Below are 22,244 nucleotides of genomic sequence, written 5' to 3' on the forward strand. Positions count from 1 at the left end.
TCATTTCTGATCCTCCACGACCGTCACGCGCAACTCCGCGCCGTTGCAGCGGATCTCCGGCACATACATCGCGTGGCCCAGCACGGGCAACGCGTGGAATTGTCCCGGCGCTTCGGCACGGAAGTCGTAGCGGATCTCCCACACGCCTTCCGGCAGCTTGTCGATGAACAGCGCCACCTTGCGATCGCGCAGTTCCTGATATACCCAGCGTGAACGCCCGGTGTGATCGTCATTTTGTGGCGGCAAGGGACGAGTGACCACCGGTCTGCGTGCGGCGATCCCCGGCGCAGCCGCCTTTGAACTTTGAACTTTGAGCTTTGAACTTGCCACTGGTTCGGCGGCCGCATGCTTCCGCTCCACTGCTGCGGACTTCAGCTCCCGCGCATACAAAGACTCCCCGCTGCGGATCTCCACCGCCTCAAAACCAGCGGGCTTCAAATCCTCAAACAGCAGATACTCGTAATTGTTCTTCGTCTCCACCGTGATGACCGTCTCGATGCGTTCGCCGCTCTTCACACTCTCACCATCTTTCAACGGCATCTTGTCATACACATAACCCTTCAGCAGCGTCGGGCGACCGACGAGCTTGAAGTATTCGCGTTTCACGAAAATCTCATTTCCCGCCGCCGGAATCGGCTCTTCCAAGCTGAAGAACTTTGCTTCCGCCGCGAAGTAGATGGAACCTTCACCCTTGCGCTTGATGCGGATATCATTCGCACCATCTTTCACGAGCGTGGCGGGCACTGCGAAGCGGCTCGGTGCATTGAACACATCCGCACCGCTCACCTTGCGTTCCGCGATCTTCTTGCCGTTCACGGTGATCTCGTATTCCAGTTCCGGCTGCAACTCGCCGCTCACGCGCAGGTAATCATTCATCGCCAGCACGACCATCGCGGTATCACGCGTATTGCTCCATTGCGCACCGCGACGATTCTTGATGAGCCAGTTGCTCACGGGTTCCACCAATTTATTCTTCGGATCAATCGTGAGTAGGGCGCGCAAACCCCAAGCCGTCGCTTCCACGCCACCATCGCTCCAACGCCACCAGACACCATCTTCACCCCAATGCGCCGTGCCCATCACACCAGCATTCGTAGGCACGCCCGCGACAAGGAGCGACGTGTCCGGACGATCATCCTTCTTCACACCGTTCTCCAGATTCGCGATCAACGTCTTCGCCTCCGGCGTCTTGCCAAGGTGATGCGCGGACAGTGCGAACAATGCGCGGGTGTAAGCGTTCAAGTCATCGCGTTTCTTCCACAGATTATCGAACGCCTTTTGCTGGAACGCCGATACCTTGCCCGTCTTCTCCGCGCTCATGTAAACCGCGAGCGCGTGCAACATCCACGCCTGCATGTCCGGATTCACCTCTTCTTCCACCAACGTCTTATCGAGATACGATGCGCCACGTGAAAGGGCATCGGCTTTGATCTCCGTGCCGGATTGCTTCGCGAGTGTCAGCCCCCAAACGACGTAAGCCGTCATCCAGCGATCGCTCTCACCTTGTTTCCACCAGCCCCAACCGCCATCGCCATGCTGGAAGTCATAGAGCCGTGCCAGACCGCTCTTCACCATGTCATCCAGCCGTTCGAGATTCTTCTTACCCTTAGGCTGCGTGGCTGCGACGTTCGCTTGCTCGATACCACCGAACACCTTGCCCATCACATCCTCCGGTTGCAGACCGAGATCTTTCAAGGTCTTCGCCGTCACCACGGCAGGCAGGAAGCGGCTCATCGTCTGCTCAGTGCAGCCGTAGGGATAATCGATCAGGTAAGGCAACGCATCGAGCATTGTCACCGCCATGCTCGGCGCGACTTGAACCGTGAGCGCCGTCGTCTCGCGTTTGCGTTCCTTCGGAATGTCGAGCTTCAGCGTGATCTCGCTGCCACGCACCTTGCCCGCCTTGGTGATGAACTTCTCGATGCCGTGCTCATGCACCACATACTCTTTCTCCATCGCATCAGAATACTTCCCACCGATAGCCGTCGTCTTCACCTTGATCGGGCCGTCCTTGTTCACGCGGGCTTTCCAGTCGGCCCGCGCTTCGCTGTTCGCGGGAATCTTTAGCGTGACCGCTTTGGCCGCGCCGTAATCATTTCCACTCACCTGAAAGGTGAGCGACGGAACCGGCAGACGTTTATCCGCCTCAGCAGTCGTACCGGTAAACGTAGAATCTAACGACACCTTCACGCTCATCTCCTCGCTGGTGTTATTGTTCACCACGGCAGAGAGCACGACTTCATCGCCCACCACAAAGAAACGCGGCGCTTGCAGACGCACGATGAGAGGTTGCTTCGTGCGCGTCGTCGCATCGTCACCACCGAACTGGTTACCCTTCGATACCGCCCGCGCCGTGGCTTTCCAACCTGTGAGGGAATCCGGATACGTTACTTCCACCGTCGCTTCACCCTTTGCATCTGTGATTACCGTCGGTTGCCAGAGAATGGTGGACCGGAAGTCGTTTCGCACTTGCACGGCAGGTTCATCCACCGGTTCATTCGCGGCTTGCTGCTTCATCTTGCCTTCCGCTTTTAATGCTGTGCCCAGACTACGTGAAGATTTCGCCATCTCCATCGCTGGAGCTGGTGCGGCTGCAGCCATGGGTGTTGCCGCAAAATCCATAGCAATGGCGCCACGGGCCACCCCTCCCCCTACGCCTGCCGATTGAGTCTCCACCGTTTCCGACTCTGAATAATAATCCTTCCTGGCATCCCGCTCTCGTCCGGCCTGACGCCGTGCTTCTTCGCGCAACGCTTGTTCTGCCGGGATGAGTTGCTTGTTCTCGCCTTCAACCAGTTTCACAAAACTCTTCTGATTAAACGTACTCTGGTTCTGCGTGATGTTCGGACGCTTCGTGCCGTAGAAGAACCGGCGCATATCACCCGCGTAATCACCCTGGATGTAATAGACCGATTCATCCACCAACGCCACGGACACCTCCGCACTGACCGGCTTACCCGCGTCATCCTTCGTCGTGACCTTGAGAGAACCTTTCTCGCGTGCCTGATACTGCTCACGATCCGGCTTCACATCCACCGTCAGGAAATTTTTCGTGGGTGGCACGATGACTTGGCGTGTATCCATGTGGAATTGCTTCTCATGCACCATGCCGGCGCTGAGGAACACGTTCGGCACGTGCTTCTCTTCCACGAGGATGTGTAGCATCTTCGTCGGCCCATCCATCCGCACGAGGCGATAGCTGTCGAGCCGTTCGCCTTCGATGCTGAAGAGCACGAAGCGGCGTTCACCATTCGCCACCAGCATCACGGAAGCTTCATTGCCCACGCGGAAGGTGTCCTTGTCCACAATCACCGAGATGCCGCCCGTGCGATAACCCGTATCCGTCGTCGCATTGCTCGCCACCCACACGCGCGTTTCCGCGTTGATCGGTTGCGGCAGACGGTTCGGCACCTGATCCTTCGTCAGATAGGCGATGCGATAATACCCTTCCTTCTCCGCCTTGAAGGCGAACTCACCTTTGCCTTGCGCATCGGTCTTGAGCGGTTGCTTGAGGATCGCTTCCTGTTCATAGCCGCGGAATTTCAGTGTCCAATCTTTCTGATCGGGACGTGTGGGCAACGGCGGCCAGATCCTAGTCTGCGCTTTCATGCGCTTGAGGTCATCACCCTTCACTTCCTTGCCCTCGGGCGTCAGCCAGATCTCCCACCAATACTCGCGCGTCACACTCACTTCACCTTCCGTCTTCACCGGATTATTGTTCGCATCCAGCGCGGTGATTTCCACCTTCGTCTGATCTTTCGGCGCGATGACCTGCCGATCTGGTTTCGCTGTGAGGTAATAACGCTGGCGCGTCACGCGCACGGTGCCATTGCCCACGATCTCGCGACGTGAGGCATCGATCACGCGCGCCTCGATCTGATATTCGAAATCCTGTCCGCTGTTCGCGGGCGTCTCGAACTTCACGATCGCCTTGCCCGTCGCATCCGTCTTGAGCGTCTCGCGTTTCAGGATCTGGCCGCGACCGCCACGGCCCCAATGGTTCGGCTGCGTATCCATGTCCTCATAGAACCACGGGAACTCACGCGGTTGCGGGTTAAAGAAGTAATACGGATTCTGATACACCACTACCTCCACGCTCGCATTCGCCACTGCACCGCCGAAGTAATAATCCGCTTGGATGCTCGCCTCGACCTGCTCACCCACACGGAAGATCTTGCGCTGACCATTCTCCTCCGGCGTCTGCACCGCCACCTTGAATTCCGGCAGCTTGTATTCTTCCAGGCGGAACAACGCGGCCTCACCGATGTAGTTGTTCTTGTTCTTTTCTAGGAACGTCACGCGATATTCACCGAGGCGCAGGGATTCCGTCAGCTCCAGTGAGCCGGAGTAACTGCCGAACTCGTTCAGCTTGATCTCGCCTTCTTTCAAGAGCGCATTGTCCGGTCCCGCGATGCGATACCAGATCGTCTCATTCGCCGGGGTAGAATACACGGAGCCATTGTCACGGCGCGCGATGATCTTCCACTCCACATGCTCCTTCGGACGATAAGCCGGGCGATCAGTGAACGCATACACGCGCCATGGTTGTTCGCCGCGTCCATAGCGATAACTGTTCCCCAAGCTGAACGCCTGCCTGTCCTTCGCCACCGCACCCACATAGATTTCGACACTGTTCGCTGTATCCTTCAGTTCGAACAAAGCCAAACCATCCTGATCTGTCGCCTTGTCGTGCTGGCTCCACTGCCAGCGATTACCATCATGGAAACGCTGCCAGACTTTCACCGTGCCATTCACCAGCGGGGAACCATCCAGCGCATTGCAGAAATAAACGAGCGCCTGCTTGCCTGAAGTCTTCAACACGATGGAAGCATCTGTCACCAGCACGATGTCGCGGGTGGATTTCCCACCCGCTTTCGCTTCCAGCACATAGGCACCTGCCGGAAGCTTGCCTTCATACCGGAGTTGCGCGTTGCCTGGATTGTAGTCGCCCTTGTCTTTTGTATCGTGCTTCCACGTCTTAACTTTTTCGCGACCATTCAATTCGATGGATTGCAACCAGTTCTGGCGGCGCTCTTCATTCCCCGCCATCTGCACATCCTTCGCGAGATTCACCGGGTAGAGCGAAAGCTCGATCTCCTTAACATTCCGCCAGTTCAGATAATACTGCACTTCGGAATCCGGCAGAAAGATATGCGAGATGCCTAGCCCCAATTGCACACCCGTGATCTCGTTGATCCGTTGCTGCGCCTGTTCGAAATAACGCGTCTCACCTTTGGTGAACTCCGCCACCAGCTTGCGGAACATCTCCAGCGCTTTCTTGTTATCCGGCTCCTGTCGATAGTTACCGTTCTCCGTGGGAACAAATCGGCCCTGATGCATCATCCACTCACCGTATTGATACAGCGCATCGTCATACCACTCGTTGCCTTTGCCGAACTTGATCGCCGCCTCGAATTCCTCCGGCACCCGTTGACGTTGCTCAAAGCTGCCGCCCTGGTTCTTCAACGTCATCGCGATGAGATAACGGAACTGCGCCTTGTCGGTATCCGTCTGCGCGATCTTCAATGCATTCTCCAAGACATTCAGCGGCAGATAATTTCCATAATAGCCGTACGTGTACCAGCGATCCACCTGCGCGGGCTTCGCTGCCTTGCGCACGATGCCGAGGTAACGCTCACGCGCCAGATTCACATCCCTTGCGCCTGCCCACCATTCGAGCGCCGGTTGATAATTCGCCCAGCCCGGATGCCAGTTCACACTGTTCTTCCGCATCCACCAGAAATCGCCGAGCGATTCCTTCACCTCTGCCCAAGTCTGGTCCTTGTCCTCCTCCCGCGTGATGTCACGCACCATCACTTCGAGCGCCTGTCGCGCCTGATCCTGCTTCGTCGTATCGGCTTGCTGTGTGGATGCCGCAGAACGCCATTGCGTGTCCGCGAGGCGAAACTCCACCCATCGCGTATCCGCCGTCGAAAGCGTCAACGCTTTGGCTTTCGCATAAACCTCGTTCGCCTTCGCATACGATTTCTCAGCGAACAACTTTTCCGCTTCCGTTTTCAACGGCGCATACTCGGCAGTCGTTTGGGAATGCAGGGAGAATACCGTAAAGCAGGCCACCATGGCCAAAGCCAGCAACGTTTTCATGACAGTAACCATTCTAACCGATTTTCCATTAACTCGCATATAAATTCGTCCTTAGTTCCCATCTCGTAGCCGCCGAGTTGAAGAGGCGGAACTGACTTTTCCACCCGTTCAACCGCCTTACCTTTAACATTTTTATCATTAAACGATTCCACCGCTATCACTCCGCTCGCTGTACACCACTACGCTCACACTATTTTTCATGGATGTGACCTTAGCGGCATTTTCCTTAACCTGTTAGCCTTCGGTGCGGCCGGTGAGCTCCATGGAGACAAAATTCATCCTTTCTCGAAATTTAAGGCACCGCAGAGCCATTGACCGGTGGCGGTGAGGGCGGAATAACTGGAAAACTTCCGGAAGGATTATTGTTCATGATCGGTGACGGTCCGATCGGAGCCATGATCTCACCCAACATGATAGGCGGTTGTGCCCACCCCAGCTTCACTTTCAGCGAATACCATTGCTGTTGAATGGCGGTGAAAACTGGTCCTTGCGTCCCTTCTGGCTCCTTGCCTAGCTTCCATAACGCGGTTCCCAGCAAGGCGATACTCGCAAAAACGCTTGCCGCCCATTGCAACCGTTTCCGTTTCACGACCGCCTCTCCTGTCGGACAATCCGTCGTCAAAACCATCCCATCCGCCCTTCGATACATCCGCCCACATACCTTGCCTCCCGTTCCCTCGATCAGCACTTCCACCTCCTTGGTCGTCATGCTGGAAAAGTTGTAAACATGCTTCTGGCACTGTTTGCAGAAGCGGGCGCGATCATCCCCCGCCATGTCCTCCCAACGCGCCGGACAAGGGGAGGCGATCTTCAAGGCATTCACATCAAATCTCGCGCTCATGGTAGATTTGACGGGAAAAGAAAAAGAATGCTCCCGCTCCAACCGTTCTGGAAAACAGAGATCTCCCTGCATCTGAATCGCTAAAGGCCGTTGCTGCGGCACATGATTTTTACGCTACCATCGTGATCAAACTCTCCCGCGCTGCACTCAATCCCTTATACTCGATCATCTCCAGAGGCATTGTCCGCAGGGCCCGGGATAGTCCCTGTTTGGCGATTGGATTCTGGACTACGGACCGCAATGGATGCGTGGTCAGGCGGATACCGAAGAGGACGCCATCATTTCCCGGCAGTGCTACCAGCGCCTGATCCTCGATGCGCAGCCATACTTCATCCAGCGTCAATGGTCCGCGCAAACGAGCCATGCCGCGAGCGGGATGCAGATTACGTTCACCCGTGGCAGCCAAGCCCCAATTCGCCCGCAACCACGCGACGTCAGGCCGCAGCTTGTTCAGAAACGTGCCGATGGAACGGCCCATGGAGGCATTCAGTCCCGGCACGGCTTCGTGGATGAAATCAATGCGACGGCCCATCTTCTCTTCCAAGTTCCACGAAGAAGGGAAACACACACAACCCCCAACCAGCTTGGGAACCTGGTAGCCCTCAATTTTTAGCAAGAGGAAGTCCGTTTCCCAATTCCTCCCCAGTGCCATAAGATTATCCCAAGCAGCGGCAGGATCGTCATCTTGAGGAGGCAAGAATTCAGGCAGCGTGTGCCACTTCTGCGCAAGAGAACGTGTTTCTGCGAGGAGCGGAATACCATCGGTGAACAGGGCCGCATAGCGTTCTGCACCTGAGGCGAGCCATTGGCGGCGCTCGGCGATGGCTGCCTGATATTCGTGGCTGGGAGAAAAGAACTTTGCCGGATCACCCTGCTTCAAACCCATGGAGAAACGGTAATCCTGGTCGGGGAAAAGTTCCGACCAGTCGCGTTCAGGCTGGGGGAGGGTTTCGCTCAAGCAGTTGGCGGTTGCGGCGTGATGGCGGGGTTCGCGGCGGCATCATCCTTGTCATCCGCCTCAGCGACGCGCTTCAGGTAATCATAGGCATAGAGGCCAGAGCCATGACCATCCGCCCAATGCGGTTGGAGGGCATAGCCTCCCACGTAAGCGAGCCGGACGAGTTGGAAAGACTTGGCGGAGTAAGGCTTCGTGGGATTTTTGTAAACCTTCCCGAAGATGTCCTTTTCCCCATTGCAACCGGCGCAAGGGCAGAGGCGGCGGAGCTTCTCCAGTTTCACAAAGCTCTCGCTCTGGTCATCCCATTTGATGGCCAGTTCATCACCGATCTGCTGTATATCCAACGGTCGCATAATGGAAACGTAAACTGGACGGCGAGGAATGTCGAAAGCGTAAAAACGAACGCAACGTTACGGGCGCTTTTTCTGAGGGCGCAAGCGGGCGGTGAAATCGGCCTCTTGCTTTGGGGTCAAATTATCCAGCAGCTCTTCCCGCAATTCACCCGGCTCCATTTCCAAGCCGATCAGTTCATCGGTCCAGTTAGGACCGGCGAGCACGTCGTCCTTTTCCATGCCGGGCAACCAGCGGAAGAGCAGGTCGAAGAGCGCCACTTTCTCCGGCTTCTGATCGGGGAACATCTTGGCCTGCACTTGCCGGGCATCGGCCACATGGGAAAAGAAGAGGATGACATCCGTGTCCTCAAATTGTTCTGACTCGCACACGCCGGTCCCGGCTGGACTCGAAAGAAGCCAAGCCTCACCTCGCGTAATGGTTTGCTGGATGAAGCGGTCGTAGCTGGCCTGATGGGCGTCGTCGTTGTCTTGCGTCATAAAATTGCTTGGAACCGCACATCCGACGTGAAGTTCCGGACGAAAGATAGAAAGACGAGCTGGGCAGTTCAATGCCTAGAAGCGGTTACAAATGAACCCCGTCCTATTATCAAGTTAGCCTTTCCTAACTTTAATAGTTGACACTAACCAAAAGTGATTTATAGGTATGCCTAACATTTGGATGGTTTAACTTGAGCTAGGACTATGAAAATGACTTTGCGGACGTGGTTGTTGAGTTTGGCTGGTGCAGCTTTCTTGCTAACGGGACTTAGCCCTGCACAGGCGGCCGAGAAAAAACTGAAAGTGGTCACCACCGTGACAATGATCTCCGATCTGGTGAAGCAGATCGGCGGCAGTCGCATCGAGGTGCAGGAGTTGATGGGGCCGGGCGTGGACCCGCATCTCTACAAGGCCACGGCGGCGGACGTCGCCAAGCTGCAACGGGCAGACGTCATTTTCTACAACGGCCTGATGCTGGAAGGGAAGATGCAGGATCTCTTCGACAAGATGAGCCGTTCGCGCAAACACATCTACGCAGCATCCGCCGACATTCCCAAGAATCAGTTGCTCCAGCCGGCAGAGTTCGAGGGGCATTACGATCCACACGTTTGGTTTGAAGTGCCGCTCTGGGAGCAATGCGCCGCAACGGTGACGAAAGGCCTCGTGGCAGCTGATCCGGCGGGCAAAGCCGATTACGAGAAGCGTGGTGCGGAGCTGCGTAAGAAATTACAGGAGCTGCATCAATGGGCGGTGAAGAAGGCGAATGAGCTGCCCGCGGAGAAACGCATCCTCATCACGAGCCATGATGCTTACAATTATTTCGGACGCGCCTATGGTTTCAAAGTGGTGGGCCTGCAAGGCATCTCCACGGTCACTGAGGCGGGCCTCGCGGACATGGTGAAGCTGGTGGATTTCATCAAGCAGAAGCAGGTGAAGGCCATCTTCGTGGAATCCAGTGTGCCGCCGAATGCGATCCAACGTATCAGCAAGGATTCCGGTGCGAAGATCGGTGGTGAGCTGTTCTCCGACGCGATGGGCACGCCGGGCCAGATGGAGCATGGTTATGACCTCGGCACGTATGAGGGCATGATCAAGCACAACCTCACGACCATCGTGGAGGCGTTGAAGTAAGGCCCATTCAGAAACTACTCCCCGTTCATAAAGATGAAAACACCCTACGTGTCTCTTGGACTTGTCTGCTTGGCGACTACCTTTGCTTCTGCCGCTGAACCTGCTCCCGCAGACAAGACACAATATCACCTCTTCAATGCCACGCCGCGTGAGTTCATGCGAGAGATCTCCACGGACCGGCCGGACCTGACGGAAAGCCCTTACACGGTGGATGCGGGGCGTTTTCAGTTCGAGACGGATCTGTGGAATTACAGTTATGACCGGCACAATTCTTCACATGCGGATACGCAGGATGAAGCGCACAGCTTTGCCGCTGTGAATGCGAAGGCGGGCCTACTGCACAATCTGGATCTGCACTTCGTGGTGCCGATCTATAATCGCATCCGCTCGCATGATTTCTCCACGAGCACGATCACGCGCGATCAGGGCTTTGGCGATCTGACGGTGCGGATGAAGTACAATCTCTGGGGCAATGACGGCGGTAAGACGGCGTTCGCGGTGATGCCGTTCGTGAAGTTTCCCACGGCGGCGACAGGCTTGGGCAATAACTCGGTGGAAGGCGGATTAATCTTACCCTTCGGCATGGAGTTGCCCGGCGGTTGGAGCATGGGGGCGATGCTGGAGTTCGACATACTGCGTGATGGCGCGGGGAGCGGTCATCATCTGGATGTCATCCAGACGATCACGTTCGGCCATAGCATCGTGGGTGACTTGGGTGGTTATGTGGAATTCTTCAGCGCGAGCAGCACGGAATCACCCACGCCGTGGATGGCCACGGTGAACGCCGGTTTGACCTATGGGCTCACTGAGGATATCCAGTTGGATGCCGGTGTGAATTTCGGTGTCACCCGGTCTGCGCCGGATATCAACCCGTTCATGGGCATCTCGTGGCGTTTCTGAAGATGAATGCGAATAATCCAACCTCGCCTATTGGCGAACCCGCTCCGCTGGAGGTTCACGATCTTACGGTCGCTTACCAGAAGAAACCCGTGCTGTGGGGCGTGGATGTCACGGTGCCGAAGGGCAATCTCGTAGGCATCGTGGGACCGAATGGCGCAGGGAAATCCACGCTTATCAAGGCGGCGATGGGCCTGCTGCCCATCAGCAGCGGCTGGGTGAAGGTGTTCGGCACACCACTCAAGGAAAACTTCCGGCGCGTGGGTTATGTGCCACAGCGCGAATCGGTGGATTGGGATTTTCCCGTGAACGTGATGGATGTGGTGCTGATGGGGCGCTACGGACATCTCGGTGTCTTCCAACGCCCAACGAAGCACGACTACGATGTGGCCAAGGCATGTCTCGACAAGGTGAAGATGCTGCCATATGCGAACCGGCAGATCGCGAATCTCAGTGGTGGCCAACAACAGCGCGTCTTCCTCGCCCGGGCGCTCGCGCAAGAGGCGGACCTGTATTTCATGGATGAACCGTTCGCGGGCGTCGATGCCGCGACGGAAGCGGCGATTATCGAGCTGCTGCATGAATTGAAGTCCAAGGGCAAGACCCTGCTCGTGGTCCATCATGATCTCCCGACCGCGCGCAATTACTTCGATATGCTCTTGCTGCTGAACATGCGTGTGGTGGCTTTCGGACCGACGGAAGAAGTCTTCACTTACGAGTTGCTGCAGAAGACTTATGGCGGACGGCTGACGATTCTGGCCGAAGTCGCCGATGCCGTGCGGCAAAAGACTTAAAGGTGTTCGATGTTTAAACACCATCCATCATCTACCATCCACTATCTACGCTATCTCTTGATAGCGGTCGTGGTGTTTTGGTTCACGATAGATGGACATGCAGCGAAGATTGGTGAGATTTCTGAGACGACCATCACGGAACAGGCGATCCGGTTTTTCTCATTTCAAGATCCGGCGGTGAGGTATGCGTTGCTGGGTTCCATACTCTTGGGGATTTCTTGCGGGGTGATGGGGAGCTTCATTGTAGTGCGTAAATTGGCGTTGGTGGGTGATGCGCTATCGCATGCGGTGTTGCCCGGAGTGGCGTTGGGATTTCTTTGGAACACAACTAAGGATCCGGTGGCGATTTTTGTGGGGGCGACGTTGGCGGGATTGCTGGGCACGGCGATCGTGGGTGCCATCAAGCACACTACGAAATTAAAAGAGGATGCGGCGCTTGGTTTGGTGCTGGCGGCGTTCTTTTCAGTGGGTATCTGCCTGGTGACGATGATCCAGCGGTTACCGACGGGAAATAAAAGTGGTGTGGATAAATTTCTGTTCGGTCAGGCGGCGGCGCTGGGTCCGAATGATGTGAAGCTCATGGCAATCGTCACGGTGCTGACGCTCGTGGTCGTCGGGCTCTTCTATAAGCAATTTCTCGTGACGAGTTTTGATGCGGGGTTCGCGCGAGTGACGGGAATTCCCGTTCAGGTGATGCATTACGTTCTCATGTTGATGCTGGCTTTCGCAGTCGTCATTGCGTTGCAGGCGGTGGGTGTTGTGTTGGTGTCAGCCATGCTCATCACTCCGGCGGCGGCCGCATATCTGCTCACGGATCGGTTGCATCGAATGCTTATTCTGGCGGCAGTGTTTGGCATGGTGTCTGGCGCGGCGGGAGCATTCCTTTCCTTTCTTGGACCGAGTTTGCCGACGGGGCCGTTCATGGTGCTGGGTGCGAGTGCGGTGTTTGGGGCAGCGTTTCTCTTTGGTCCGCAGCATGGCGTGATCATGCGCTGGTGGCGGCGGCGTTCGCGCAGTTTGCGCATCCAGCGGGAGAACACCCTCAAGTCCGTCTATCACGTGCTGGAAGCGCGTGATTTCAAACCGGAAGGTGTCACGGCGACTGAGCTCGCCGAGCGTCGTCGTGAGACGATGGAAGATATCTTGGGTCAGTTGCGTGAATTGAAACGGCATGACCTCGCTACGTTGCAGGATGATGATCATACGGTTTTCCTCACGCCGGAAGGATGGCAACGCGCTTGCGCTATAGTGCGGAACCACCGCCTGTGGGAATTGTATCTGACGAATGCGGCGCAGATGTCCGCCGATCACGTGCATGAAGATGCGGAGAAGATCGAGCACGTGCTGGGTGAGGATGTAGTGCGGCAATTGGAGAAGCGGCTGAACTACGCCACGCATGATCCGCATGGAAAACTCATTCCTGGCCAAGCGGATATCCAACGCGGCAGCAATCCGCCTGAGCGTACGGCGGATGCGACGGGATACGGGAAACGTACATGAGCGAATTCATTCCACCATTTGACTGGCAGCAGCACGTCATCGCGCCGTGGACTGAGGGCTTTGGGGCGAACATCCTCATCGCGCTCATGGGTTTCTTCGTGGCGACGGCGTGCGGATTGGTGGGCAATTACTTGATGATGCGGCGCATGGCGTTGGTGGGGGATGCGATCAGCCATAGTGTGCTGCCGGGTATCGCGATTGCGTTCTTATTGTCCAAGAGCCGGGGAACATTAGCTATGTTCTTGGGCGCGCTCGTCGCGGGTGTGGTGACGACGATTCTTATCGAGGTCATCCATAAGAAAAGTCGTGTGAAGCAGGATGCGGCGATCGGCATCGCGTTCACGAGCTTGTTCGCGGTGGGCGTGATCATCATCAGCATGTTCGCGTCGCAAGTGGATCTCGATCAGGAGTGCGTGCTGTATGGCGAGATTGCGTTTGTGCCGTTCGGCGATCCGGTGAAGTTGAGCGAGACGTTCAGTGTTCCGTTGCCGGTCTTGCGCATGGGGATTGTGGCGGTCATCACTTTGGCGTTTGTCGTGCTGTTCTACAAACAACTGCTGGTGAGTTCGTTTGATGCAGGCTTGGCGACATCGTTGGGCATCAATGCGACATTCGTACATTACGCGTTGATGTGCTGGCTCTCGATCGTGGTGGTGAGCGCGTTTGAATCTGTGGGCGCGGTGTTGGTTGTGGCGATGTTGATTTTGCCGGGAGCGACGGCGTTTATGCTGTCGCATCGGTTGCCGGTGATTCATGCACTCACGGTTTTGGTTGCGGCGTTGAGTTCATTGCTCGGAGTGCATCTGGCTACGTGGCTGAACTGCTCGATGGCGGGCGCGATGGTGGTGATGGCGAGTTTCTTGTTCGCGTTGGCGTGGGTGTTCAGTCCCTTGGAGGGCTTGTTAGTGCGGTGGATACGACAACGCAGGACACATCTGGAGCCGCCGGAGGGGATTGTGGATGGGGTGAAATGAGAACGCGAGCAATGATGCTTTCTCACTCCTCGCCCCGGCCCTCTCCTCATTAAGAGGAGAGGGAGAACATTTCGCGCGCTTTGGTTTTCCCTCAGCGTTCTTGATAGTGTAAGTTTACTTACAATCTTATATCCCCCGAGTCCGCCACCAAGTCAGCCTTCATCTCTTCGAGTGCGTCACCTTTGATGGCGAGGTATTTGCCGGTGCCGATGACGAGGACGGTGCCGTCTTTGGTTTTCAATTCGGATTCGGCGAGGAAGAGTTTGCCGCGTTTATTTTCCACGATTTTGGCCGTGGCGAAGACTTCATCGCCGGGGCGGACGACATTCAGGAAACGCGTGGTCATCTCGGCGCAATAGGCGAGCTGGCCGCCTTGAGCGATGCAGGCCCAGGCCATGATCTCATCGAGAACAGTGGCAAGGATGCCGCCGTGAATGGTGCGGCTGAAGCCGACGTGTTCTTTGCAGGGGGTGAATACGGTGTGGACGCCATTGTCATCGACAGTGAAGCGCAAGTTCATCCCGACGGGATTTTGTGAACCGCAAACAAAACAGCAACGCGTATGGGGCAACGTCTTCATACGCAGAGAAGTGTCAGGGGAAGCAGGGATGGCGTCGAGTCTGATAAAATCGCTAACAACCGTGTGCTACAGTGGATGCCTCGAACTGCCGGCTGGAATCCGGCAGCACGGGGTTTGTGCTTCGTCGAAGCTGTTTACTTCTCTGCCTTCAAGGGGGCCATCTTGGAGCCGCCGACGCTGATGAGGTGTTTTAGGGTGCGGATGTAGAGTTTACCACCTGCGACTGCGGGCGTTGTGTGCGTCAGTTCACCCAAGGTGCTGCGGCCGAGGACTTCGAAGGTCTCAGCGGCTTTCACCACGACGACTTCGCCGTTGGTGGCGATAGCGTAGATCTTGTCACCGATCAAAATAGGGGAGCCGAAGAAGTTACCACCAGCACGTTCCTGCCATTTCACTTCGCCCGTTTTGCCATTGATGCAACTGACGACACCGGCATCGCTCCACGTGAAGAGGAGATCACCCAGCACGACGGGCGTGGGAACGTAGTTGGCGGACTTCTTCATCGTCCAGGCGAGCGTGGCGGGCTGGTTTTTCGCATCATCGCCGGGTTTTACCGCGACGACGTAATTGCCGCCACCACCGCTGCCGCAGGAGCCGATGGCGAAACCGGAAACGATCACGGGAGAACTCACGCTGCGTTTATCGAAGGCGTTGGCGTATTCCCACAGGACCTTGCCGTCTTTGGGGTTCACGCCGGTGATGCCGTGGGCCTGGCTGTTGAAGATCAGTTGCGCTGGGGCACCTTTCGGTTCGTAGACGCACGGCGTGGAATAAGCGGCGGGTTTGCTGTTACGCTTGGTCTCCCACACGGTCTTGCCGGTCTTGCGATCAACGGCGATGAGCGAACTGTTCGCGTCCTGATCATTCGGGAGAATTACCATCTCTTCATAGACTATAGGAGAGACGCCGGAGCCGTGCTGGCTGGCGTATGCGCCGAAATCCCGCTGCCAGACGACGTCACCCTTATGACTGAAAGCGACGAGCATGTTATGCTCCGGCGTGGACCATGTGACATAGACGCGCTCAGCATCCACAGCCGGAGTGCAGGAGGCGTAGCTGTTGAATTTATGCTTCTGGAATGCCGGGAACGGAAAATCTTTCTGCCAGAGAACTTTTCCATCATGGACGCTCACGGCGTGGACCATCAGGCCGCCTTGCTGTTCGTGAGAGCCGGTGAGGAAAATCTTGTCGCCCCAGATCACGGGTGAGGAATGGCCATCGCCGGGCAGCGGGACTTTCCAGTTGTAATCTTTTTCGGTGAATTGGACAGGAATCGTCTTGGCATTGCTCACGCCGGTTCCGTTCGGACCGCGGAAGCGGGTCCATTCCTGAGCAGAGGTGGACGTGACCAGCGCGGTGCAGGCAAGGGCTGCGGATAACAAGAACGTGGCTTTGATCTTCATAAGGCCTAAGGCAGTGCCGAGTGCTATGCTGGCTTTTTGACAGGAATGGGGAGAATTACAAGCGGGTTTGGTTTGAATGATGAACCACGGAGACACGGAGGACGCGATGAAGAAAAGGGGGTTAGAGCCTCTTCACGTCGTCTGCTACTAGAGAAGATGTAACGCATTGGCTTGGCGGGGCGTCTAGAGTCGGTATGCTTGGGTCTATTCCTATGAAGCGTGCGCTTACTTTGCTCCTTGGTTGTTGGGTCGTGGGATTGTCACTGATACATCAGGCTGTCGCGGCGGAGAGTGCGAAGAAGCCGAATGTCATTTTCATCGCCATTGATGATCAGAATGACTGGATCGGAGCGCTGGGCGGGCATCGATTGGCGAAGACGCCGAACATCGACAAGCTGGCGAAGCAAGGGACGGTGTTTCTCAATGCGCATTGCCAGGCGCCGTTGTGCAATCCTTCGCGCACGAGTTTGATGACGGGGTTGCGGCCAACGACGACGGGGGTTTATGGCCTCGCGCCATGGTTTCGCACGTTGCCGGAGTTTCAGGATCGCGTGACGTTGCCGCAGCATTTTAAGGCGAACGGTTACAAGACTTACACGGTGGGTAAGATCTATCACGGTGGAATCGGCGGGCCGCAGATGCGTGCAAAGGAGTTCGATGTGTGGGGCAATGCGGGTGGCATCGGTGTGAAGCCGGAAAAGAAGCTAATCCCGCCGACGCCGATGGGGAACAATCCGCTGATGGATTGGGGGGTGTTCCCGCATAAGGATGAGGACAAGGGCGATTATCAGGTGGCGAGTTGGGCCATTGAGCAGCTCAAGCAGATGCCGAAAGACCAGCCGTTCTTCCTGGCCGCCGGTTTCTTCCTGCCTCATGTGCCGTGCTATGTCTCGCAGAAATGGTATGACTTGTATCCAGATGATGATTCGCTGCTGCCGCCGGTGAAGGCGAATGACCGTGATGACGTGCCGCGCTTCGCATGGTATCTGCACTGGGACCTGCCGGAGCCGCGCTTGAAGTGGGTGCAGGAGAATAATCAATGGCGCAATCTGGCGCGCTCGTATCTGGCTTCCGTGAGTTTCACGGATGCGCAGGTGGGGCGGATCATGGATGCGTTAGAGGCGAACGGACAGGCGGAGAATACGATCGTAGTGTTGTGGGGCGATCATGGGTGGCATCTCGGTGAGAAAGGCATCACCGGGAAGAATACGTTGTGGGAACGGTCAGCGCGCGTTCCGTTGATCTTTGCGGGACCGGGTGTGGTGAAGAACGGGCGCTGCATGCAACCGGCTGAGCTCTTGGATATGTATCCGACATTAGTGGAGTTGTGCGGATTGCCTGCGCGCACGGACTTGGAGGGCATCAGCTTGGTGCCGCAGTTGAAGAATCCGGCGACGAAGCGGGCGCGTCCGGCCATCACGTCGCACAATCAGGGGAATCACGGCATCCGCTCGGAGCAGTATCGGTATATCCGGTATGCGGATGGCTCGGAGGAGCTTTACGACATCAAAGCGGACCCGAATGAGTGGACGAATCTGGCGGGTGACAAGAAATACGCGAAGATCATCGCGGAGCATAAGCAGTGGCTGCCGAAGATCGATCTGCCCCCGGCAAAGGGAAGTGCTAGTCGTGTGCTGACGTATGATGCGGCGACAGGGGATTTCGTGTGGGAGGGGAAGACGTATAGGAAGGGGGCGGAGATTCCGGAGTGAGGGGGAATTATGAGGTATGAAGGATGAATTATGAAGAGGACAGCAGGGGATTTATCAGCCGAATGGGGCAAGCGAATGAAGGGGACGGCACTGCGGCGGACAAACCTCGCTCCTACAGGTCCACGGGCTGCCATCTGGTGTCTTTGAATTCGTAGGCTTTGCCAAGCGGGACGGCCGGGTTTCGTTGGGTGGCGCCTTTCACGAATTCTTTGAGTTCCTCAAGAGTGTCAAAGGCGTGCGCTGGCTTTTCGTCTGGCCAGCCGAGGAAAATGAAGGGCTTCTCAGCGGTGAATTCCTTGCCTTCCAAAGGCCCGATGAAGAGTCTGGCGATCGCCATAGATGCTCCTTCAGTAATCAAGCCGCCATGGGTTGGGGCTCGTGGGAACGGGCAAGATTCATTTCGAGGCGTTGCAGGTAGGTCGGTTGCGTGGGGATGCGGTGCCAGTGGGTGCCATTGAATTCGTAGAGGCGGGCGAAAACGGCTTTAGGGCTCTGGCGGCTGCCTGCTTCGAGATAGTTCCACGCCGCTTGCTTGGCGGTAAAAGAGGTGACGGTGCTTTTGGAGGGCCAGCCGAAAACGACAACTGGTTTGTCACTCGAGAAAATACGTCCGTCTAGCAAGCCTGAATAAGTGGTCATGAGTGAGAGGATTACCCAATCGGCACGGTGATTAAATGAGGTGTTACCCTACTTAAAAATTGGTTTTTGGAAGAGGATGAATTCTAGCCACAGATGGAACACGGATTTACACGGATGAAGAATTACCACGGAGACACTGAAAGCACGGAGGGAAAGGCTGGTCAGTTCCGCCTCTGACGCGATTGGAGGGTGGCAAAATATTTCTAACTATTTTTACCCATCGAACACCGAACGCCCAACGTCGAACATCGAGAGTGGGGAAAAGATTAGAGCCTCGTTCCTCGGCTGGAGAAGGGGGTGGCCGTGGTGATTCCGTCGGCGGGACAGCTCCACCTTGAATTCGAGGACGACGACGAGGACGAAGGAACGATTATGATCGGGAAAGGCATTGGGCATTTTGCCCGGTGGAAATAAGGAGAATTACCCATGGTAAACTGCGTGAAAATAGGATTGTCGCATCAGCCCGCAATCGGCACTCTCGGCGGTCCTATGCGGCAAGTGAATTTGGGCCTCATCGGTGGTGGCACAGTCGGCGGCGGCGTTCTGAAGGCGCTGGAGCGCAATGGCGCGCTCATGGCGTCCCGGCTCGGCGTCGAGTTTCGTATTGCCCGCGTGGCGGTGCGTGATCTGAAAAAGAAGCGTCCGGTGGCGTTGAGCCGCAAGGTGCTCACGACTTCTTGGGAAGAGGTCGTGAATGATCCCGCCGTGGAGGTGGTCATCGAATTGATGGGCGGCACCACGACGGCAAAAGCGGTGGTGCTCGAGGCGCTTCGACTCGGTAAACCCGTCATTACGGCGAACAAGGCGTTGCTCTCCAAGCATGGTGAGGAACTCTTCGAAGCAGCCGAGAAGCACGGCGCGAATCTTTACTACGAAGCGAGCGTGGCGGGTGGCATCCCGATCATCAAGGTCTTGCGCGAAGGGCTGATTGGTAATCGCGTGACGCGCCTTTACGGCATCCTGAACGGGACGTGCAATTACATCCTCACGCGCATGAAGCGCGAGGGTAAGGGCTTCGAGGAAATTTTGAGCGATGCGCAGCGACTGGGTTACGCGGAAGCAGAGCCTTCGCTGGATGTGGATGGCTATGATGCGTTGCACAAGGCGGGCATCCTGGCCTCGCTGGCACATGGCTTCTGGGTGAACTCGGATCATGCCTATCTGAACGGCATCCGCGAGATCACGCAGTTGGACATCCAGTTCGCGCAGCAGCTCGGTTACACAATCAAGCTCTTGGGCATCGTGAAGAAGAATGCGGACAGCGGCGACAAGTGCTCACCGATCGAATTGTCCGTCTGCCCCACGTTGGTGCCGAACTCGCATGTGCTGGCGAGTGTGAATGAAGTTTTCAACGCCGTGCTGGTGCGCGGTGATGTGGTGGGTGACACGCTGTATTACGGTCGCGGTGCGGGTCAGGACGCGACGGCGAGTGCCGTGCTGAGCGACTTGGCGGATGCGGCGCTGGACTTGAAGTGCGAAAGCAAGAATCGCATCCCGCCGTTCGTGCCGCATGAGCGCGATGGCGCGGTTATCGCGCCCGGCAAGATGGTATCGCCATATTACGTGCGGTTCAGCGTGGTGGACAAGCCGGGGACGCTGGCGAAGATCGCGAATCTTTTGGGCAAGGCGAAGATCGGCATCTCGTCCGTGATCCAGCCGGAAGGCCACGAGGGTGAGAGCGTGCCGCTCATCTTGATGATTCATGACGCGTCGCTGGCGGCGATGACCAAGGCTTTGGGGCAGATCAGCAAACTGGACGTGATCAAGGGGAAGCCAGTGATGTTCCGGGTGGAGAATTTCGAGTAACCACAAATAAGTCGTACCCTTATGTTCAACCAAGTCGTACCCTCTGTCAGCCGTTTGCTCGCGAGCGCGATGTTGCTCGCGTGGAACGGTGTGTCCGCCTTTGCGGCGGCACCGGGGCCCCTGAAAGAAACCGCCGCACCGACCTTTGCCTGGCCCGCGCCGATGCAGTTCCAGGTGGAAGAGGCGGCGCAGGTGAACGGCAACAAGACGGTGTTCCGTCACACGTTGTCCTTCACGCGTGCGGAGAATGATTATCTGCTGACGTGGGTGGAGACGAAGTGCGTAGAGGTGGCCGGGCAGAAGATCAAGGGTGAGAAGCTGAAGAATGAGGTGCGTCCGCTGGAGGCGATGATGTCGAGCCGCCCGCCGTTGCGCATCAGCAGCACGGGGGAATATATCGGCGCGGTGATGTCGCCGGAAGTGATCGCCAAGCTGGTCAAGCAGCGTGAACAGGCGTTCCCTGAGAAGACGGCGGAGAACAAGAAGTATGCGGCGGAACTGAATTCTCCCGCAGGCATGGAGACGTTTGGGCGGAGTTTGGGGCAGCATTGGAATGCGTGGGTGGGACAGTGGCGGAAGGCGCCCCTCGCGGAGAACACTTCCACGACGAGTCAGGTGCCGATGTTCCTCGGTCAGGACATCTTCGTGTTCGGCGAGTTGATGCATAACAATCTCGGCAAGGCGAAGGGCACGGGCGGTCAGGTACGGTTGACCTCGGATGAACTGACGACAGGTCCGAAGTATGCCCGGGCTTTGAGCAACGCGATGGGTGGCTTTGAACTGACGCGTCCGACGGTGATTTCGGCGGAGCGCCATGTGGCTTATGAGACGGTGACGGACTTGGCGACGTTGCTCCCGAGCACGGCCAGCCGGAAGTCTGTGATGATGGTGGAGCTGGAGGGGAAAACACCTTCCACGAAGGTAGAAGAATACGGGTATCGCTTTTTCTGGCCGGATGCGGCTAAAGTCAGGAAGTCCGAAAAATGACAATTTCTAACAGTGCAAATCGTTGGGGTGGGATCATCGAGGCTTATCGGCGTTATCTGCCGGTGACCGAGTCGACGCCGATCGTGTCCTTGTGCGAAGGCAACACGCCGCTGGTGCGCGTGGATAATTTCGTGAAGGCAATCGGTGGCGAGTTCGAGCTCTATCTGAAGTACGAGGGCTTGAACCCGACGTGCTCTTTCAAAGACCGCGGCATGACGATGGCCGTGACGAAGGCGAAGGAAAAAGGCGCGCAAGTAGTCATCTGCGCCAGCACGGGCAACACCTCCGCAAGCGCAGCAGCATATGCGGCGCGTGCCGGTTTGAAGTGCGTGGTGCTGCTCCCGAACGGCAAGATCGCCCTCGGCAAACTCGCACAGGCCTTGATGTATGGGGCCACGACGATCTCCATCGAAGGTAACTTTGATGAAGCCTTGCGCATTGTGCGTGAACTCGGCGAGACGGGTAAGGTGGAAGTCGTTAACAGCGTGAACCCCGTTCGTATCGAAGGTCAGAAGACGGCGGCGTTCGAGATCTGCGATCAGCTTGGTCGCGCGCCTGATTTCCATTACCTGCCGGTGGGTAACGCAGGCAACATCACGGCATATTGGAAGGGTTTTAAGGAATACTACTCGGTGCAAAAAGCAGATCGTCTGCCGAAGATGTGCGGCTGGCAGGCGGCTGGCGCGGCACCGATCGTGGATGGATATCCGATCGAGAAGCCAAGTACGGTGGCGACGGCGATCCGTATCGGCAACCCTGCGAGCTGGCAGCCTGCGGTGAATGCGGCGAAAGAGTCCCAAGGCTTCATCGACAAGGTGACGGATGAGGAGATTTTGGCAGCGTATAAATTGATCGCACGCACAGACGGCATTTTCGTGGAGCCTGCTTGCGCGGCTCCGTTGGCAGGCCTGATCCGCAGCGTGAAAGCGGGTAAGATTCCCGTCGGCAGTGTCATCACGGCCACGATGACGGGCCATGGCTTGAAGGATCCGGATAATGCGATCAAGACGGCAGGCTTCGAAGCGACAGTGGTGCCGCCGACGAAGGAAGCCGTGATGAAGGTGATCGGATTGTAAGCCCAATTCAC

Annotated in this window: 18 protein-coding genes; 9 read left to right on the plus strand and 9 right to left on the minus strand. The window is 56.7% G+C overall.

Features of this window, described 5'->3' with window-relative positions; genetic code table 11:
• The 5 genes from VGH19_22780 to VGH19_22800 all read right to left on the minus strand — a co-directional run bounded on the left by VGH19_22780 (position 1) and on the right by VGH19_22800 (position 8,734).
• A complete protein-coding gene (locus VGH19_22780) occupies positions 1-6,105 on the minus strand; it encodes an alpha-2-macroglobulin family protein (GenBank protein ID HEY1174209.1) in 6,105 nt (2,034 codons plus the stop codon).
• A gap of 292 nt (positions 6,106-6,397) precedes the next feature.
• Positions 6,398-6,946, minus strand: a complete 549-nt coding sequence (locus tag VGH19_22785; GenBank protein ID HEY1174210.1) for a hypothetical protein — start codon at positions 6,944-6,946, stop codon at positions 6,398-6,400.
• Positions 6,947-7,055: 109 nt separating this feature from the next.
• Positions 7,056-7,904, minus strand: coding sequence for a heme-dependent oxidative N-demethylase subunit alpha family protein (locus VGH19_22790; protein ID HEY1174211.1), 849 nt, complete (start codon positions 7,902-7,904; stop codon positions 7,056-7,058).
• Positions 7,901-8,257 (minus strand): DUF971 domain-containing protein, encoded by a 357-nt coding sequence (locus VGH19_22795; protein ID HEY1174212.1) that lies wholly within the window; start codon positions 8,255-8,257, stop codon positions 7,901-7,903. Before VGH19_22795 ends, VGH19_22790 begins: the two co-directional genes overlap by 4 nt.
• A 57-nt stretch (positions 8,258-8,314) precedes the next feature.
• On the minus strand, positions 8,315-8,734 hold the full coding sequence (locus VGH19_22800; GenBank protein HEY1174213.1) for a DUF2750 domain-containing protein: 420 nt from the start codon (positions 8,732-8,734) through the stop codon (positions 8,315-8,317).
• A 204-nt stretch (positions 8,735-8,938) separates the two neighbouring features.
• On the opposite strand from VGH19_22800, the gene VGH19_22805 reads away from it, so the two are divergent.
• From VGH19_22805 to VGH19_22825, 5 genes are read left to right on the plus strand one after another with little or no spacing between them, the layout of a single operon-like run.
• Positions 8,939-9,865 (plus strand): zinc ABC transporter substrate-binding protein, encoded by a 927-nt coding sequence (locus VGH19_22805; GenBank protein ID HEY1174214.1) that lies wholly within the window; start codon positions 8,939-8,941, stop codon positions 9,863-9,865.
• A gap of 33 nt (positions 9,866-9,898) precedes the next feature.
• A complete protein-coding gene (locus VGH19_22810) occupies positions 9,899-10,765 on the plus strand; it encodes a transporter (GenBank protein ID HEY1174215.1) in 867 nt (288 codons plus the stop codon).
• 2 nt (positions 10,766-10,767) lie between these two features.
• Positions 10,768-11,556, plus strand: a complete 789-nt coding sequence (locus VGH19_22815) for a metal ABC transporter ATP-binding protein (GenBank protein HEY1174216.1) — start codon at positions 10,768-10,770, stop codon at positions 11,554-11,556.
• 9 nt (positions 11,557-11,565) lie between these two features.
• Positions 11,566-13,056: an iron chelate uptake ABC transporter family permease subunit gene (locus tag VGH19_22820; protein ID HEY1174217.1), complete on the plus strand. Its 1,491-nt coding sequence runs from the start codon at positions 11,566-11,568 to the stop codon at positions 13,054-13,056.
• Positions 13,053-14,030: a metal ABC transporter permease gene (locus VGH19_22825; protein HEY1174218.1), complete on the plus strand. Its 978-nt coding sequence runs from the start codon at positions 13,053-13,055 to the stop codon at positions 14,028-14,030. The genes VGH19_22820 and VGH19_22825 overlap by 4 nt, the downstream gene beginning before the upstream one ends.
• A gap of 118 nt (positions 14,031-14,148) precedes the next feature.
• Here VGH19_22825 and VGH19_22830 read toward each other — a convergent pair whose 3' ends face one another.
• Together VGH19_22830 and VGH19_22835 are read right to left on the minus strand one after the other, a co-directional pair.
• Entirely contained in the window at positions 14,149-14,610 is a 462-nt protein-coding gene (locus VGH19_22830; protein ID HEY1174219.1) for a PaaI family thioesterase, read from the minus strand.
• Between the two features lie 134 nt (positions 14,611-14,744).
• Entirely contained in the window at positions 14,745-16,013 is a 1,269-nt protein-coding gene (locus VGH19_22835) for a PQQ-binding-like beta-propeller repeat protein (protein HEY1174220.1), read from the minus strand.
• 212 nt (positions 16,014-16,225) lie between these two features.
• On the opposite strand from VGH19_22835, the gene VGH19_22840 reads away from it, so the two are divergent.
• A complete protein-coding gene (locus VGH19_22840; GenBank protein ID HEY1174221.1) occupies positions 16,226-17,725 on the plus strand; it encodes a sulfatase in 1,500 nt (499 codons plus the stop codon).
• Between the two features lie 112 nt (positions 17,726-17,837).
• Here VGH19_22840 and VGH19_22845 read toward each other — a convergent pair whose 3' ends face one another.
• Both VGH19_22845 and VGH19_22850 read right to left on the minus strand, forming a co-directional pair.
• Positions 17,838-18,062: a hypothetical protein gene (locus VGH19_22845; GenBank protein HEY1174222.1), complete on the minus strand. Its 225-nt coding sequence runs from the start codon at positions 18,060-18,062 to the stop codon at positions 17,838-17,840.
• Between the two features lie 17 nt (positions 18,063-18,079).
• A complete protein-coding gene (locus tag VGH19_22850; protein ID HEY1174223.1) occupies positions 18,080-18,364 on the minus strand; it encodes a hypothetical protein in 285 nt (94 codons plus the stop codon).
• Between the two features lie 438 nt (positions 18,365-18,802).
• On the opposite strand from VGH19_22850, the gene VGH19_22855 reads away from it, so the two are divergent.
• Genes VGH19_22855 through thrC form a run of 3 tightly spaced genes read left to right on the plus strand, consistent with a single transcriptional unit; the run spans position 18,803 to position 22,233 of the window.
• Positions 18,803-20,170 carry a homoserine dehydrogenase gene (locus tag VGH19_22855; protein ID HEY1174224.1) on the plus strand — a complete coding sequence of 456 codons (1,368 nt, stop codon included), beginning with the start codon at positions 18,803-18,805 and terminating at the stop codon, positions 20,168-20,170.
• A gap of 21 nt (positions 20,171-20,191) precedes the next feature.
• Positions 20,192-21,157, plus strand: a complete 966-nt coding sequence (locus VGH19_22860) for a hypothetical protein (protein HEY1174225.1) — start codon at positions 20,192-20,194, stop codon at positions 21,155-21,157.
• Entirely contained in the window at positions 21,154-22,233 is a 1,080-nt protein-coding gene (gene thrC / locus VGH19_22865) for a threonine synthase (GenBank protein HEY1174226.1), read from the plus strand. The genes VGH19_22860 and thrC overlap by 4 nt, the downstream gene beginning before the upstream one ends.
• Positions 22,234-22,244: the final 11 nt, after the last annotated feature.

It is taken from the genome of Verrucomicrobiia bacterium (genome assembly GCA_036405135.1).
GTDB lineage: Bacteria > Verrucomicrobiota > Verrucomicrobiia > Limisphaerales > JAEYXS01 > JAEYXS01.